Raw genomic sequence first — 17,183 nt, forward strand, 5'->3', positions numbered from 1 at the left:
AAGCTCATGATGATAAGTGAAATTTTCTAATAAAAATCCCTTCATGTGGGTAAACAAATGGTAAGGAGGAAGATGTAGTGGAAATATTTTTAGAATATGCTTGGGTATTACTTGTACTTATCGTATTAGAAGGATTATTAGCTGCTGATAATGCCGTTGTTATGGCAGTAATGGTAAAGCATTTACCTAAAGATCAGCAGAAAAAGGCTTTATTTTATGGATTATTAGGTGCATTTGTTTTCCGTTTTGCAGCACTGTTCCTAATCACGGTTTTAGTAAACTATTGGCAAATTCAAGCCATTGGTGCTGCTTATCTTTTATTCATCTCGATTAAGAATATTTACGACCAGAAGTTTAAGCAGGATGATGAAGAAGATGACGGTGTTGAAGAACATACGAAAAAAGGTAAGGGCTTCTGGGCTACTGTTGCTAAAGTTGAGATGGCAGACATTGCCTTTGCAGTAGATTCTATGCTAGCTGCTGTTGCTATTGCGGTTACATTACCTGAAGTGGGTAATTTCGATATCGGTGGTATTAATGCCGGACAATTCGGAGTTATGTTCTTTGGTGGTATTGTTGGTTTAATACTAATGCGTTTCGCAGCACAATGGTTTGTTAAAGTACTGCACGATTACCCAGATTTAGAAACAGCCGCATTTTTAATTGTTGGTTGGGTAGGTGTGAAATTGGCAGTCCTAACATTATCCCACGATGGTGTTGGAATTTTACCACATGACTTTGCGCATTCTACAACATGGAAAGCAATTTTCTGGGTTGTATTACTAGCTATTGCTCTTGGTGGATGGTTCCTTGGAGTTTCGAAAAAGAAAAAACAAACTACACAGGAATAAACCTATAGAAATGGGGAACAGTGTAAACTGTTCCTCTTTCTTTTATATTTCGAATTAATTTACCATATTCATCACAAACTAATCTTGAGGAATGTTATTTGAAGAAACTGTGATGTCGGTAACTTTAATACATAATATTTTATCTCAATGAAACTCACTGATTGAAGGTTCACTTTAGATGAATTTTCCATTATACTTGTAGAACTAGAACGATAAGTAAAAGAGGCGAATTATATGGCCCAGCATCCTAAAAAAACTAGAGTCATAACACCATTTCAAATACTTGTTAGCTATTATTTTATAGCAATAGCTACTTCCTTCCTTTTATTAAGAATTCCTGGCGTATATAAGGATGGCGTTGATATATCTTTAATCGATACGTTATTCACTGCTGTAAGTGCTGTAAGTGTTACAGGCTTAACTGTATTTGAACTATCTGAAGCTCTTACATCATTTGGAATGATTGTATTGCTCGTAATATTACAATTAGGGGCAATAGGAATCATGTCATTAGGGACTTTTATTTGGATTATTATGGGGAAAAGAATCGGAATGCGTGAAAGACAGCTAATTATGATTGACCATAACCAATACAATTTATCTGGTGTAGTTCATTTATTGAGGGAAATCGTAAAAATACTATTTATCATTGAAGCGATCGGTGCACTTATTTTATCAATGCATTTTCTTCAATACTTTGATACGTGGGAACAAGCATTCAAGCACGGTGTTTTTGCTGCCATCTCGGCAACCACAAATGGCGGATTTAGTATTACCGGTGATAGCTTAATACCCTATCACAAGGATTATTTTGTTCAATTCATTACAATGATTTTAATCGTACTAGGTGCGATTGGCTTCCCGGTATTAATTGAAGTGAAAAATTATATGTTCCGTAAAAATCCATCATTTCGTTTTAGCTTATTCACAAAAATAACAACGGTTACCTATGGTCTGTTATTTGTTGTTGGTACTTTAGTTATTTTACTGATAGAAACCTTTCACTCTTTTCGTGGCATGCCATGGCATGAAAAGCTGTTTACATCAATGTTTCACTCGATTTCTGCGCGTTCGGGTGGGTTAGTGACATATGATGTAACTTTATTTAGTGAAGCAACTGATATATTCTTAAGCTTTTTAATGTTTATAGGTGCTTCACCAAGCTCAGTAGGTGGAGGAATTCGGACAACGACCTTTGCACTTGCTATCCTGTTTTTATATAATTTTGCAAATGGACGAACAGAGATACAATTATACGGTCGTGAAATTTATTTGATTGATATTTTCAAGTCCTATGTTGTCATTATGCTTGCCTTCTTTATGGTTATGATTTCGACAATGATTTTACTAATAACGGAGCCTGCTGCTTCTACCACACAAATTATATTCGAAATCACATCTGCCTTCGGAACAGCAGGTATGTCTCTAGGAATAACCGAGCATTTGTCGACTGAAGGCAAATTCGTAATTATGATTTTGATGTTTATCGGTCGTGTTGGATTAATTTCATTCTTATATACACTTGGAGGTAGAGTCGATAAACCACCTTATCGCTATCCAAAGGAACGAGTGATAATAGGATAATTTTCTGAGGGTCTCATTGTAAATATGAGACCCTTTTATATTACAAATATTAAATTATTAGAATTTACAGATATTTAACGTGCAATTTTTGGTTTTATTAGTTAAATTAAGATTAACTTCAAGATAATGTAATAACTATTTGAATGATTGAAATATTTTGTTAAATATTGTAATGATAGAATTATAATTTGAAAAAAATGGAATTAAATAGGACTAATGAATTTATATTTTAAAATTTGTCGAAAAAATAAAAGGTCAAAGGTCTTACATCTAACAGCATGCAAAAAGTGTAAAAATACAAAAATAATCATAAAAATGTTACTTAGATAGATTATATGCCTTATAAATAATGTTTTTGTCCCATTTTATTAAAAAAAATCTATGGAATAATTTGTATTAAAAGATATAGTTTGAATATTTAGTATAATTTAATTTACAAAGTCATAAATTAACCAATTTATTAATAGAATAAAAGTAAGAGAATTGCGTGGAAGAGAGTATTTTTTCCAGAAGGAAAGGATTGGTGAGCGTGAAATGGTGAAAACTGTCAGACCTATTTTTAGGAAATTGTTTCAAACCGTTAAAGATCCAGTACTAATATTGAATACTTCCTGTCAAATTGAGTCAATTAATGACTATGCAGCGCAAATGCTAAATATAGATCAATCATCAAGAAGTCTATTAGAGATGGACGAGTCATCTAAAAGTAAGTGGAATAAGTATTTAAAGAAAATTCAAAGCACTCTTGGTGGATTTTGTAATCTGAATCTTAAAATTGATGAGGGTAAGTATAAGGAATTTCGCTTGATGGGATATTTTCATGAAAAGAAGGATCTTATATTTGTAAGAATTTCTCCAAAGTCTGAAGCTAGCTCAATTAATGAAAGCAACAGTATTGACATCTACTCTATGTTTAATGACATTTCGCATGGTATTATTCTGACTGATTTAAATGGGGAAATTGTGGATTTAAATAGTCAAGCATTACAATGTATGCAATGCGAAAAAAGTCAGATTATCAAGAAGCAGCATGAAGTGATATTCGAAACACTTTCGGATTACGAATATAGTAAACTACAATATTTTGCAAATCTAATGAATGGTGGACGAGCTGCTATAAATGTTTCGAGTGATATTGGAAAGCCTTCCTATTATAAAATGGAAAGTAAATTCAACTATAATATGAATATGATTGTTACAACAATTACTGATGAAACAGAGAAAATATTATTAAAGCAACAGGTTGAACAGCAGCAAACTTTAAACTCTATTGGACAAATGGCAGCAAGTATTGCTCATGAAATTCGTAATCCAATGACTTCATTAAAGGGATTTGTTGATTTGCTAAGACTAAACTCAAATGAAGATCATCAAAATTATTTATCTGTTATGGATTCAGAGTTACAGCGAATGGAGTCAATACTAACGGATCTGTTGTATTTGTCAAAGCCTAAACAACGAAGCTATGAGGAGACTTCTATTATCCTTGTAGTGAAGGATGTAATTGAATTGATGATTCCTCATGCTATTCAACACAATGTCAGGTTAAAGATGGATGATTCAAATTACTGTCCGATTAGTGTAATGGGTAACCATAATCGTTTAAAGCAAATGCTTATTAACCTAGTTAAAAATGCAATTGAAGTAATGTGTAGTGGCGGGGTTGTCGTTATTAAGCTTGAGAATCATGACGGAGGAGTAGAGGTATCTGTCATTGACGAAGGAGCTGGGTTGTCAGATGTTGAAATGAATCAGTTATTCACGCCGTTCTATACAACGAAATCAACGGGTACTGGATTAGGACTGGCATTAGTCAAGAAGGTTGTCGAGGAGCATAATGGCTCTATCAGTGTTGAAAGTAATATTGGCTTAGGAACAACATTTAAAATTTCATTACCTATATCTGATCGTCAGTATTTAAGACATGAGGATGATAACTTAATTGAAATGTGGATGAGCCATGATTCTTTTAACCGTTTACCTGTAGTTTAAAGAAAAATAGAGATGAGTATTTTGACAAAAGTTTCTTTTTATCGCTATAATTCATATATAATGATAAAAAGGGTGTTTTGTCATGTCTTCTGATGAAATTAAGCAATCGCTTAAATTGTATATTGTCTTGTCGAGAGCAAATAAGGCAATTAATGAAGTGACGAATCAATTTTTTCAACAGCACGGTTTAAATCCAACAGAATTCGCGGTATTAGAATTACTTTATCATAAAGGTCGTCAACCGCTGCAACAAATTGGGAATAAAATCTTACTTGCTAGCGGCTCTATTACGTATGTGATTGATAAGCTAGAAAAAAGAGGTTATTTAGATCGAGTTTCGTGTCCTTCAGATCGACGCGTAACATTTGCAGAGATAACAGAATCAGGTGCGGAATTCATGAAGAAGTTATTTCCAGAGCACGAAGAAAATTTACATGAATTATTAAGTGTTTTAACTTCCGAAGAAAAGGATACTGTGATTGAGCTGTTAAAGAAATTAGGACTATCAATAAAGGATTTGTCATACTAAAAGGAGTTGTCTCTATTACGAGGCAACTCCTTTAGTATTTCTAACATTCACATGTAAGATTATTTAATTGTTAAGCCCATTTTAATCATTGCTTCCGATAAATCTACTTCAGTATTATCGTAGATTGTTAAACGAACTAATTTGTCTGCTTTTAAAAATACTACAGTTATTACTTCTTCAGTGTCAAAATTTGCAACATAAGCAGCTGAGTTAGATAAATTTTGATCTTCCACAAATGCCGAAATATCGTAAGGTTTGTAGTCTTCACTTATAGCAGCCATTGTTTGTTCTGTGTTTGCTACTAAGTCATCAAAGGTTGTAGCACTTGTTGTTAAGGCCTCTATTCGCATAGAGACTGTATCGTCTTGGTCATATATTAACATGTCTTTACCAGGCTCTTCTGGCGTTAAACTGAAGCCTGGAATTGCTTGCAGTGTATATCGTTCACCTGAAATTTCTGTAAGCTCTTCAGTTTTACTTTCCCCTTTAGAGTAAAAAGTAAGAGTTGATTGTGTTTCTTCAGTAGTATCTTCTTCTTTTTGTGTATCCTCTGCTGCTGTTTCTTCTGTATCAACAGATTCGTTGACTTCTTTAGAATCAGTTGTGGCAGTCACAGTTTCTTTTTCAGACTCGGTAGTTGTTGTAGATTCTTCAGCAGTGTTACATGCAACTAAAACGGCAATGGATAATGATAGTGTTATGATTAATTGAATAGTTTTTGACATTTTTTTAGCCCCCTTAATTATTATATAGAACGTTTTATCTTATAAAAGGTTTCACATTTAATTCATTTTTTACCTATAGCTTAATGTAAAGGTAAAATCATGAATAGTAGTAAAATAAATACTTCATGTGAGACAATAATCAGTGGCAAGCTTTTTTTCCACTCATAAAGGAATCCCCAAATCAGTCCTGCCACAAAGGCTGCAACAACACCTAGCCAGAACCCACTTATAGCCACAGATAGTGCAAAAAGGACACTAGTAATAATAACGGCCATTTTAGATGATACCCATTTTTTTAAATATTGTTGTACATAACCACGCCAGAATAATTCCTCACCTAAGACGATGATGAAAACTAGCAATAAAAAATGCCCAATATTAGCTGGTCCATAGGCTTCTAAAAATCTTGTTATTGCCATTTGGGCTCCACTATCAACCTTTGTAATGAGCAAGTAGCCTAATCGCACAATTCCATAAAGGATTGTCCCATAACCAATACCATAGATAATGTATTGCCATGTGGATACTTCATCCATGAATTTCCCGTAGACAATGGCTATCGCTATTCCTACCAAAAGTGTAAAGGTGTATAAGTACCAAAAGATATTAACTTCTTTAAAAGTAATATACAGCATTACATAAATGAATATTAAAGAGAGAAGGAGCCCGACAAATTGTTTAGATTTTTCCATTTTTAATGACCTCCTTCTTATCATATTATCAAAAAAAAAATCTCCTATCATCTATTAGCAAATGAAAAGGAGATTTTTATTTATTTGTATTAATCTGTTGAACTTTTTTGGAATTTGTTTTAACTTCACTAATGTAGTGAAGTTAAAGCCTCTACCAGAGGTGATTAATTTTAGGTGAGAACTAAACGAGGTGACCTCGGGTGAATTCTAGGTACTTCAAAGGCTAGTACCATGTTAGTAGAATTAATGTTCCTTTGGATGATTTAAAATCTTATAGCGTTTGTGATTTACAACTGTTTTTTCTTCCATATCTAGATCATGAAAATTATCCATAATCGTTAAGTCTACAATCACAGAGTTTTCGTTTACCTTTTCTACGACACCTTGTAAACCTTCTTTAAACTCGACAATATTTCCAACCTCTGCTATTTTCATAAGAGTCAGCTCCTTATCGACTAATATTAAGAAATTTTGCATGAAAATCTAAAAAAAGTAAAGAGATTTTTAGAATTTTTAATTAATTTATCTAAAATTTAACAATTAAAAGGTGATTAAATGGATAACTATCAACAAATAATCGAACAGCTTAAAAACGGTGAAATCGAAAGTATCAAAATACCGAAGGAAGAATTTTTGCAATTTCGAACGCTCTTAGTAAGCGATGAAAAGTTTAAACATTTTCGTGGGGAAGCACAACAGGGTGGAGATGTAATTTTCACATTTTTAAAGGAGCCTAGAAGTTAAACTCTATTTCTGTCGAACTTTGTCTAGCGATTTTCGTCCTTATTTTCTAAAGAAACCCTTATAATAATTACATCATATTTTTTTAGGAGGAGTTTAGTGGGTAAGGACCTTTTAAAAGAACTTGAGAAAAAAAGACAGCTAATGATTCAAACAGGAATAGAGTACGGTCTTCAAAACCCCAAAACTATTCGTATAAGTAAAGAATTAGATCGTTTAATGAATGAATATGATGTTGGATTTGCAAGTGAAGACGAGCAATTAGAAAAAAATGATAAGTACAATTATATTTAGAAAAAATTTTTGTAAAAATTGTTTAAAAAGGTATTAAGGGGGATATATTATTTATGAACACAGCAACATTCTCATTTCCCCCTTTAAGAGCAGGAGCATTAGTCTTCTGCTCTCTTTTTGTGTTCAAATAAGGAAATTGTATTGCCTAAGTGAAAAGCTTCATGAGAGGAAGCACTACCCTTTTTGAGAATATGACAATTATTTTGTAAATTTTATGTAATTTTTTTCTATTTATAAGCAATAATCAGAAAATATTTGGTAAACTATTATAAAAATTATCTCATTCTAATTATATGAGATATACCTAAATTGTATTAATACAGATAATTTTGTTTGCTATTCAAGGGAATAGGAAAGGGTTGATCAAATGATACATATGAAAAAAATTGGATTTATCGGAACGGGTGTTATGGGTTCTAGTATAGTTAAACACTTATTAAAAGCTGATTATGAAGTAAGTGTATATACTCGTACAAAATCTAAGGCACAAAGCTTAGTTGAGCTTGGTGCAAAATGGGCAGAAACGCCAAAAGACGCAGCTATAAATAGTGACGTGATTTTTACAATGGTTGGCTTCCCTGCAGATGTAGAGGAGGTTTACTTTGGTGAAAATGGACTATTACAAACGGCCAAAAAAGGAGCGGTTGTTGTAGATTTGACAACTTCTGAGCCAACACTAGCTAAAAAGATATATGAGTCAGCAAAAGAAAAAGGGCTTTCTAGCATTGATGCACCTGTATCAGGTGGGGATGTTGGAGCTAGAAATGGGACTCTTTCTATTATGATTGGCGGAGACGAATCTGTTTTTAATGAATTACTTCCGATTCTACAAATCTTTGGTGAGAATATAGTGTATCAAGGAGAAGCTGGTGCAGGTCAGCATACAAAAATGTGTAATCAATTGCTGATTGCAACGAATATGATTGGTGTTTGTGAATCGATTGCATATGCCACGAAGGCAGGATTAGATATTGAAAAGGTACTTCAATCTATTTCTAGTGGAGCAGCTGGATCCTGGTCATTGAGCAATCTAGGACCACGCATGATTAAAGGGGATTTTGAACCAGGCTTTTATTTGAAGCATTTCATTAAGGATATGAAAATTGCCATTGATGAAGCGGAAAAAATGAACCTAAATCTACCGGGTGTAAAACTTTCTAAAGAGCTTTATAACACGCTTTTAGAAAAAGGCTATGGAGATAATGGGACACAGAGCCTAATTAAATACTATATTGATTAATTTTTAGTTCAATCTATAAGTATTGAACGCTGTCTTGTGTTTGTTGAAATTTAGATATAGAAAATATTTTTTTAGGGGCGAACACTTTGGGGAAAACAGTTAATCGTCAAAACTCTAATACAAGAGGTCCGATTGCCTTATATCTTTCGTTACCCATTCTTTCCTGGGCATTTTACGACTTTGCCAACACGATATTTTCGTCTAACATCAATACAGTATTTTTTCCTTTTTATATGGATGAAGTACTAGGAACTGACGAAGTTCGGCAGCAGGTTGCAAGCACGTTTATTTCTTATGCGAATGCAGTAGCTAGTATTTTCTTAGTCCTTTTTTCACCATTGTTTGGTGTGTGGATTGATAATACTGGCTACAAAAAGAGATTTATCGTTTGGTTTGCTTCAATTTCGATTATTTTCACGTTTATGATGGGGGTCTTTGCGAGTTTTGATTTTAATGTAAATTACTCAGGTGTTCCCCTCAGTTTGTTTTTAGTCGTTGTAAGCTTTGTTATAGCTAAATTTTTCTTCAATTCTAGTTTAGTATTCTATGATTCCATGATGGGTGATCTTGGTACAAAAGAAGAGATGCCATTAATATCTGGATTTGGTGTCGCGGTAGGGTATTTGGGTACGCTATGCGGCTTGCTTGTATACCTACTTGTAAGTGATGGGGATTTCCATCGTGCATTTATACCAACAGCTATTCTCTATCTTATCTTTTCCTTGCCATTATTTTTCTTTATAAAGGATAAGCCAATACCTAAGGAACAAAGAAAAAAGATTAAATTTTTGGAAGGCTATAAGGAAATTATTCAGACCTTCAAGGAAATGAAAAAGCATAAAGCGATTTTTACTTTTATGATTGCTTACTTTTTCTTAAATGATGCAATAGCAACGACGATCGCTATGATGGCTGTTTATGCAACGGCGATTGTAGGATTTACATCAGGTCAATTTATAATCCTGTATTTGGTCAGCACGATTGCAACTGTCATCGGGTCAATGGTATTTGGGTATATCGCTAAATGGATTGGAGCGAAACGTTCAATAACGATTGTTGCACTTATTATGATTGTTGCACTTGTGTTAGCTGTATTTGCGACAACTCAGGGAATGTTCTGGATTGCAGGTAGTATGTTTGGTATTTCTCTTGGGTCCATGTGGGTTACCTCTCGAACATTAATCATCGAATTATCACCAGAAGAGAAGCGCGGACAATTTTTTGGATTATTCGCATTTTCTGGAAAAGTGTCTTCAATTATTGGGCCAGCAATATACGGTACCATCACATTAATCCTTAGAGATCATGGAACGATAGCGAGTAGAGTGGCTTTAGGCTCCCTAATCTTACTTACAATAATTGGACTTATCATACATTTGAAGGTAAAACCTGAAGAAAATAGATGATAGGAGATTACCTTCCCCTATGTTACAATTTACTTATAAAAATCTGTATCAAAAGTAGCTAAAACAATAATGTTTTAGCCGGGAAAGGAAAGCGTGAGTGACTTGGAACATAAAGGTATTTTACTTGAAAGTGGTACAAATGAACTTGAAATTGTAGAATTTGAAGTCGCTAATAATAAATTTGGTATTAATGTGATAAAGGTTAAAGAAATCATCCAACCGATTCCTGTTACTTTTATCCCGCATGCACATCCGCATGTTGAAGGGATTATTCAACTACGTGGAGAAGTATTACCTGTAGTGAATATGCTTAAGGTTTTAGGGATTTCTAATGGAACATTTACTGCACAGCAAAAATATATTGTTGCTGAATTCAATAAACAAAAGGTTGTTTTCCATGTAGATAATGTGACTCAAATCCATCGCATTTCTTGGAACGAAATTGAAAAGCCTTCAGATATGTATCAAGGTGGCTCAAGTCAGGTAATTGGGGTTATCAAACAGCAGGACACAATGCTTTTATTATTAGATTTTGAGAAAATCATGGTAGACATTAACCCTGATTCAGGAATCAATGTAGAGTCTGTGAAAAAGCTAGGTAAACGTGATCGTTCTGAAAAGAAAATTGTTATTGCAGAGGATTCACCATTACTTCGAAAATTATTGCATGATACGATGCATGAAGCAGGCTATGTAAATCTTGAGTTCTTTGAAAATGGCCGTGATGCTTTTGACTACCTAGAATCACTTCTAAGTACAGGAAGCAATATTGAAGAGCATGTACAATTAGTAGTAACAGATATTGAGATGCCACAAATGGACGGACATCATTTTACTAAAAAAATCAAAGCAAATCCTTCATTAGCGAAGCTGCCTGTAATTATCTTCTCAAGCTTAATAACAGACGACCTTCGTCATAAAGGGGAAGTAGTGGGTGCCGAAGAGCAAATTAGTAAACCTGAAATAGCCGAGCTTATTTTAAAGGTCGACGAATTGATTCTTTAAAAAGAGTTCAACTTTTTAGGCAATCTAAAAAATTATAGTTTTGTTAGTAAGGCTCTTCCATGGTGAATTGATTTATATTAGAACACGGTCGGAAACCTTCCATGGGTTAACGATTGTGTTCTTTTTTCTTCTCGGGTTTAAAGTTGAAATTTTTGAACCATTCTTTAGGGTATAGAAGAGTAGTGTTTCTTCCTTATGAAATTTCAAAGAGAGAAGTGATAACAATAGAAAATATGGAAAATTTAAAAACGGCTATTATCGATATTGGTTCCAACACAATTCGTCTAGTACTTTATAAATATAATAACCTTGAAGGCTTAAGAGAATTCGGAAATATTAAAACAGTTGCAAGGTTGCGAACATATCTACAAGCCAATGGTGAAATGTCTGAAAAAGGTATTGTACTGTTAGCAGAGACTTTAAGCTCGTTTAAAAAAATTATAGATGATTATGAAGTAACAGATATAAAGGCGACAGCCACAGCTGCAATTCGCCAAGCCACAAATAACCAAACAATTATCAATCGGATGGAAAAAGAAACAGGGATTCTGATTGATTTATTAACGGAGGAAGAAGAAGCGTTTTTTGGATTCGTTGCCGTTGCTCATTCGATGGATACGAAATCGGCAGTTACGATTGATATTGGTGGTGGTTCAACAGAAATCACTTTATTTGAGGATAAAAAGCTACAAAAAACAATTAGTTTTCCATTTGGTACCGTTTCTCTTAAAGAAATGTTTGTTTCTGGAGAAGCAATCAGTAAGGAAGAAAAAGAACCATTGCGTCAGTATGTAAGACAACAATTTGAAAAGCTTGACTGGATAAAGCAGGTTGGGCTACCTGTCATAGGAATTGGGGGTAGTGCTCGAAATGCTGCACAAATTCATCAGCAGCTAATTGAATATCCAATATCTGGCGTCCACCAATACGAAATCACTCGTGAAGAGCTGACGAACTTAAGTAGCTATTTGGAAACATTAAGCTTTGAGCAGCTGAAGCAATTGGACGGCCTCTCCTCAGACCGTGCTGACATTATAGGAATCGCTTTAGAAGTATTCAGTGAACTCATGGCGGTTGTGGAAGCAAAGACCTTTCAAATAAGCAAGAAAGGCTTACGAGAGGGCTTAATATATAATCGCGTTCTTCAAAGCAATGATCATGCATTTGATAAGTATAATGTGTTCGAAGGGTATGCTCGTAGAATTACCTTTGAATATGGCCGTACAGAAGATGAACGTACATTCCTTCGAGCTATAACAGAACAGTTTTATAGAGAGTGCTGTCGATTAAATATTTGTAATTTCAACGAAGAGCAAATGGAATTGCTTAAAAGAGCTGCTCAAGTATTTGCAATCGGTGAATATATTGAACAGGATTCCTCCAATCGCCATACATTTTACTTACTTGCAAACCAATCCATTGCAGGGATGAATCACGTGGATCGAGTGAAACTAGCCTTGGTTGCTTCCTATAAAAATAAAGATTATTTCAGAAGGTTTGCAGCTCCTTTTATTACCTGGATACCAAGAGATGAGCTAAAAACCTTAAGAGATTTTGGAGCTATGCTGAAATTTATATATGCACTCAACGTTTCCAAGCGAAATATTGTGGAATCTATTGAATTTGAAAAAATAGATGACGTCGTTCATATCATCGTAAAGGCACAGCACTTACCAATGGCTGAAATTTACCAATGTGAACGTCAAAAAAAACATATTGAACGGATATTTAAAAAACCTGTACAAATTCATTTTTATAAAAAGGGTGACTAGAGATGACTACTGAATTTCAATTAGACTCTTATGGAGAGAGAGAAAATGAAGAGATGATTGATTACGAGTATATATTAGAAGAAATTGCAAAGCCACAATACTACAATAACCGGGAGCTGAGCTGGTTAGCATTTAATGAACGGGTATTGGAGGAAGCAGAAGATCCAGCTAACCCTTTACTAGAACGTTTAAAGTTTTTAGCAATTTTCAGTTCGAACTTAGATGAATTTTTCATGGTTCGAGTAGCGGGCTTACAAGACCAGGTAAGAGCGGGCTTTCATAAGCCCGAAAATAAATCTGGTCTTACACCTAAGGAACAGCTAGCAAAAATTGCGCAAAAGACACAGGCGCTTGTTCGTAGACAAATGGAAGTCTTTCGATATCTTGTACACGATTTGTTGCCAAAGGAAAAAGTATATGTCCGTGACATTAAAGCATTAAATGAACAACAAAAAAAGTTTGTAAATGAGATGTTTGAAGAAACAATTTTTCCAGTTCTTACACCAGTAGCAGTTGATGCATACCGTCCTTTCCCTACTTTAATAGGTAAAACTTTAAATCTGCTAGTGATGCTTGAAGAAAATATGTATAGTGAGCATAACGAAAGAGTAGCAATTGTACAGGTTCCTTCCGTTTTAGACCGTTTTATAGAAGTGCCAAGTGAAAAAGGTGAAAAGGTTTTTGTCTTTTTAGAGGATGTTATTACCTCACATCTCGATAAGCTTTTCTATGGATACAATGTGAAATCTACTCAAGCCTTCCGTTTAACTCGTAATGCCGACTTAACGATTCATGAGGAGGGTGCACGAGATTTACTTGTTGAGATTGAAAAGGAATTGAAAAAACGAAAATGGGGCGTTGGTAGCCGTTTAGAGGTCCGTGACGGTGAAATGAGTGATGAAGTCCTAGACTATTTGCTAGAAGAGTTTGAGATTCAAGAATCCGATGTATTTAAAATTGATGGGCCACTGGATTTAACGTTCCTATTTGGCTTTATGAAGAAGATTTCTGTTGGCCGGGAGCATTTAGAGTACGAGAGCTTTATTCCTTTACGACCAAAGGATCTAGCGTCTAATGAAAATATCTTTGAGAAGGCATTAATTCAGGATATCTTTTTCCATCATCCATATGAATCCTTCGAACCGATAGTGGATTTTATTACTGAAGCTGCAACTGATCCCTCTGTCTTGGCGATTAAACAAACTTTATATCGTGTAAGCGGCAATTCACCAATTATCAATGCATTAAAGCTAGCAGCTGAAAATGGCAAGCAGGTAACTGTTCTAGTAGAGTTAAAGGCTCGATTTGACGAAGAAAACAATGTACATTGGGCAAAAGAGTTAGAGCAATCTGGATGTCTCGTAATTTATGGGATGAATAATTTAAAAACACATTCTAAAATTACATTAGTAGTTCGCCAAAATAACGGCAAGATTGAGCGTTTTGTCCATCTAGGAACAGGAAACTATAATGATGCCACTGCTAAGTTTTACACAGATATGGGGATTATTACATCAGTGAAGGAATTCGGGATTGATGCAACAAACTTCTTTAATTACTTAAGTGGTTACACAGAAAAACCGAAATTCCACCATTTAGTAGTAGCACCCTTTGATATTCGTGATGAATTTATAGAATTAGTAGATAAAGAAATTCGCTGCCATAAAAAATATGGAAATGGATTCATCCGTGCAAAAATGAACTCATTAACTGATAAAGACCTTATTATGAAGTTCTACGAGGCCTCTATTAATGGCGTCAAGGTTGAATTGGTTATTCGGGGGATTAGCTGCTTGCGTGCAGGAATTCCAGGGATAAGTGAAAACATTACCGTAACGAGTATTGTCGGACGTTTCTTGGAGCACACACGTATCTATTGGTTCCACCACAATGGAGAAGATAATATTTATTTATCTTCTGCTGATTTAATGACACGTAATATGATTAAGCGTGTTGAGATATTATTCCCGCTTTATTCGCACGACATAAAACATAGAGTAATGAATATTTTACAGACTCAGATAGCTGACAATGTAAAGGCGCGTATTCAAGATTCTACAGGGAAGTATTACTTTAGAGAGTTAAATGATTCCGATAAGAGAATTAATTCTCAGGAGCAGTTTTTACTTGAGGCAATGAGCACAGTAGTAGTTGAAGAATAAGCTGAAAATCCAAGGACCTTAGTATATTAGAAAAACGATATCTCTCATCTATTTCATGGTGAGAGATGCTTTTTATGGGCATTTTTTCTTATTAAAAAAGAAAAATTTAACGAAAAGTTGATTTAGCTGTACATTTGTCCTACAATTAGATGGAAATATCAAAACTTAATGGATTATAGTGTTATAATATAACTATATTTATTTTTGCATCACGTCTTTATCTAATGGAGGATAATATGATTACTTTTCCAACAATGGAGTTTGAAAACTACTTGCAAGATATGATGAAACTAAGTCCATTTGATTCTGTTGTCGTATTAAAAGCACAGAATGAAGGAAAATTTACTGTAGAGATGATTAACTCAAATGCCTCAATTCTATCTCCTGTACCTTTTTTAAAGGGAATGGATGCAAGTGCGTTTTTTCAATGGTTAAACTGGCCGAATTTGGTGGAAATGCTCCAAAATCCAAAGGAAGAAGTCGAATTTATATCCTTAGAAAATCATTCAAAGCAAGTTTCAATTTACATTCAACCAATTGTTAAAAACAATGAAAAATATTATGCATTAATTTTGAAGAAAGTAAATGAGGATAAGGATTCTTATAGTCTCTATACCTTTCAAAATGAAAATACAGGCTTATTAAATAAAAGAGCTTTAAATATTAAATGGTCTGAGCATTATCAAAATTATAATGATTCTCGTCAAATCTCTTTTTTACTAGTGGACCTAGACCGTTTTAAAAAATACAATGAATCACTAGGTAAGCAAAAAGCAGATGAGATGATCAAGAAAATCAGTGAACGCTTCTATCAGGTTGGCAGTGAATCCTGTGAACTTTTCCACTATAGCGGAGACGAGTTTGTGTTTTTGGTACGCCATACACTTCGGGAAGAAGTGGAGCTTGTAGTTAATAAAATTTACGAACAGCTAAAGGAGCCTTTTTTGATAGATGTTCATGAGTACTTTGTGACTTGTTCAATTGGGATTTCAACAATTGCAGCGGATGATTGCCGTGATCTAGAGACATTATTGCACCAGGCGGAACAGGCATTGTTCTATGTAAAAAAACATGGTCGTGCACATTTTAGATTTTATCGAGAGGAAATGAGTCATACCTTCCAAAATGAAGTGTTAATGGAAGCTCATTTAAGAAGAGCTATTGAGTTTAATGAACTTTCCCTACATTTGCAGCCACAAATTGATTTTGATACATATGAAATTGATAGCTTTGAAGCATTAATCAGATGGAATAATCCAAAGTTTGGCTTCGTCCCACCATCACAATTTATCCCAATTGCTGAATCATCAGGCTTGATCATCCAAATTGGTGAGTGGGTTTTAGATCAGGTTTGCAGATACCAGCAGGAATGGAAGACAAAGGGCTACAGACCCGTTCGAATTGCTGTCAATATCTCACCAAAGCAATTCAAACAAGAAAATTTTGCCGAGAAGGTAAAACGAATCATTTTCAAATACAATGTTGAGCCACGTTATATTGAGCTAGAAATTACTGAGAGCTCAATGGTAAATGTCGATGAAACGGAATGTATCTTAAAAAACCTAAAAGCATTAGGTGTCTTCGTTTCGGTTGACGATTTTGGGACAGGCTATTCATCTTTAAGTTATCTGAAAAAATACCCAATTGACATTATCAAGATCGACCAATCCTTTATCGCCGATCTAAATAAGGATGATAAAAACGAAGCGATAGTAAAAGCCATTATTGCGCTTTCTCAAAACCTAGAAATGGACGTAATCGCAGAAGGCGTAGAGGAAATCTCGCAAGAAAACTTCCTGAAGCTTCATCAATGTAAAAAAGGACAGGGCTACCTATACAACAAACCTCTTCCTATAGCAGAAATAGTAGAAAAATATCTAGTAAAATAAAAGCAGCCAGCAAATTTTATGTAAGTAGAATTTGTTGGTTTTTTTGTGCATGTGGGGGAGTGGGAGTTAGGGAAGACAGTAGGCAAGTAAGTAATCAAGTGAGCTGGGAAGTCAGCGGGCAGTAAGTAAGTAAGTAAGTAAGTAAGTAAGTAAGTAAGTAAGTAAGTAAGTAAGTAAGTAAGTAAGTAAGTAAGTAAGTAAGTAAGTAAGTAAGTAAGTAAGTAAGTAAGTAAGTAAGTAAGTAAGTAAGTAAGTAAGTAAGTAAGTAAGTAAGTAAGTAAGTAAGTAAGTAAGTAAGTAA

The 17,183-nt window shown here is 34.4% G+C and carries 15 protein-coding genes; 12 read left to right on the forward strand and 3 right to left on the reverse strand.

Annotation, left to right across the window (positions count from 1 at the left end):
* The first annotated feature begins 77 nt into the window (after window positions 1-77).
* The 4 genes from LG296_RS05340 (at window position 78) to LG296_RS05355 (ending at window position 4,956) form a co-directional block, all read left to right on the forward strand.
* A complete protein-coding gene (locus tag LG296_RS05340; RefSeq protein WP_251396918.1) occupies window positions 78-851 on the forward strand; it encodes a TerC family protein in 774 nt (257 codons plus the stop codon).
* A gap of 234 nt (window positions 852-1,085) precedes the next feature.
* Window positions 1,086-2,435: a TrkH family potassium uptake protein gene (locus LG296_RS05345; protein WP_404427623.1), complete on the forward strand. Its 1,350-nt coding sequence runs from the start codon at window positions 1,086-1,088 to the stop codon at window positions 2,433-2,435.
* Window positions 2,436-2,969: 534 nt separating this feature from the next.
* Entirely contained in the window at window positions 2,970-4,427 is a 1,458-nt protein-coding gene (locus LG296_RS05350; RefSeq protein ID WP_404427624.1) for an ATP-binding protein, read from the forward strand.
* An 82-nt stretch (window positions 4,428-4,509) separates the two neighbouring features.
* On the forward strand, window positions 4,510-4,956 hold the full coding sequence (locus LG296_RS05355) for a MarR family winged helix-turn-helix transcriptional regulator (protein WP_251396926.1): 447 nt from the start codon (window positions 4,510-4,512) through the stop codon (window positions 4,954-4,956).
* Window positions 4,957-5,015: 59 nt separating this feature from the next.
* Here the strand turns inward: LG296_RS05355 and LG296_RS05360 are convergent, their stop codons facing one another.
* The 3 genes from LG296_RS05360 to LG296_RS05370 form a co-directional block, all read right to left on the reverse strand.
* Window positions 5,016-5,681: a hypothetical protein gene (locus LG296_RS05360; RefSeq protein WP_404427625.1), complete on the reverse strand. Its 666-nt coding sequence runs from the start codon at window positions 5,679-5,681 to the stop codon at window positions 5,016-5,018.
* An 80-nt stretch (window positions 5,682-5,761) separates the two neighbouring features.
* Complete coding sequence (locus LG296_RS05365; protein WP_404427626.1) at window positions 5,762-6,373, reverse strand: lysostaphin resistance A-like protein; 612 nt, start codon at window positions 6,371-6,373, stop codon at window positions 5,762-5,764.
* A 243-nt stretch (window positions 6,374-6,616) separates the two neighbouring features.
* Window positions 6,617-6,808, reverse strand: coding sequence for a DUF2187 family protein (locus LG296_RS05370; protein WP_107934977.1), 192 nt, complete (start codon window positions 6,806-6,808; stop codon window positions 6,617-6,619).
* Window positions 6,809-6,928: 120 nt separating this feature from the next.
* Here LG296_RS05370 and LG296_RS05375 point away from each other — a divergent pair, with 120 nt between their 5' ends.
* The 8 genes from LG296_RS05375 to LG296_RS05410 all read left to right on the forward strand — a co-directional run bounded on the left by LG296_RS05375 (window position 6,929) and on the right by LG296_RS05410 (window position 16,882).
* Window positions 6,929-7,117 (forward strand): hypothetical protein, encoded by a 189-nt coding sequence (locus tag LG296_RS05375; protein ID WP_251396935.1) that lies wholly within the window; start codon window positions 6,929-6,931, stop codon window positions 7,115-7,117.
* A 96-nt stretch (window positions 7,118-7,213) separates the two neighbouring features.
* A complete protein-coding gene (locus LG296_RS05380; RefSeq protein ID WP_251396938.1) occupies window positions 7,214-7,408 on the forward strand; it encodes an aspartyl-phosphate phosphatase Spo0E family protein in 195 nt (64 codons plus the stop codon).
* Window positions 7,409-7,784: 376 nt separating this feature from the next.
* Window positions 7,785-8,648, forward strand: coding sequence for an NAD(P)-dependent oxidoreductase (locus LG296_RS05385; RefSeq protein WP_404427627.1), 864 nt, complete (start codon window positions 7,785-7,787; stop codon window positions 8,646-8,648).
* Window positions 8,649-8,734: 86 nt separating this feature from the next.
* Window positions 8,735-10,054: an MFS transporter gene (locus tag LG296_RS05390; protein WP_404427628.1), complete on the forward strand. Its 1,320-nt coding sequence runs from the start codon at window positions 8,735-8,737 to the stop codon at window positions 10,052-10,054.
* A gap of 102 nt (window positions 10,055-10,156) precedes the next feature.
* The gene (locus LG296_RS05395) at window positions 10,157-11,059 is read left to right on the forward strand and encodes a chemotaxis protein (RefSeq protein ID WP_251396944.1); all 903 of its coding nucleotides are present in this window, start codon (window positions 10,157-10,159) and stop codon (window positions 11,057-11,059) included.
* A 233-nt stretch (window positions 11,060-11,292) separates the two neighbouring features.
* Window positions 11,293-12,831 (forward strand): Ppx/GppA family phosphatase, encoded by a 1,539-nt coding sequence (locus LG296_RS05400; RefSeq protein ID WP_404427629.1) that lies wholly within the window; start codon window positions 11,293-11,295, stop codon window positions 12,829-12,831.
* 2 nt (window positions 12,832-12,833) lie between these two features.
* Window positions 12,834-14,993, forward strand: a complete 2,160-nt coding sequence (locus tag LG296_RS05405; protein ID WP_404427630.1) for an RNA degradosome polyphosphate kinase — start codon at window positions 12,834-12,836, stop codon at window positions 14,991-14,993.
* Window positions 14,994-15,229: 236 nt separating this feature from the next.
* The gene (locus LG296_RS05410) at window positions 15,230-16,882 is read left to right on the forward strand and encodes a putative bifunctional diguanylate cyclase/phosphodiesterase (RefSeq protein ID WP_404427631.1); all 1,653 of its coding nucleotides are present in this window, start codon (window positions 15,230-15,232) and stop codon (window positions 16,880-16,882) included.
* Window positions 16,883-17,183 lie beyond the last annotated feature (301 nt).

Origin of the sequence: Ureibacillus chungkukjangi (assembly GCF_044795995.1) — a bacterium.
Taxonomy (GTDB): domain Bacteria; phylum Bacillota; class Bacilli; order Bacillales_A; family Planococcaceae; genus Ureibacillus; species Ureibacillus chungkukjangi.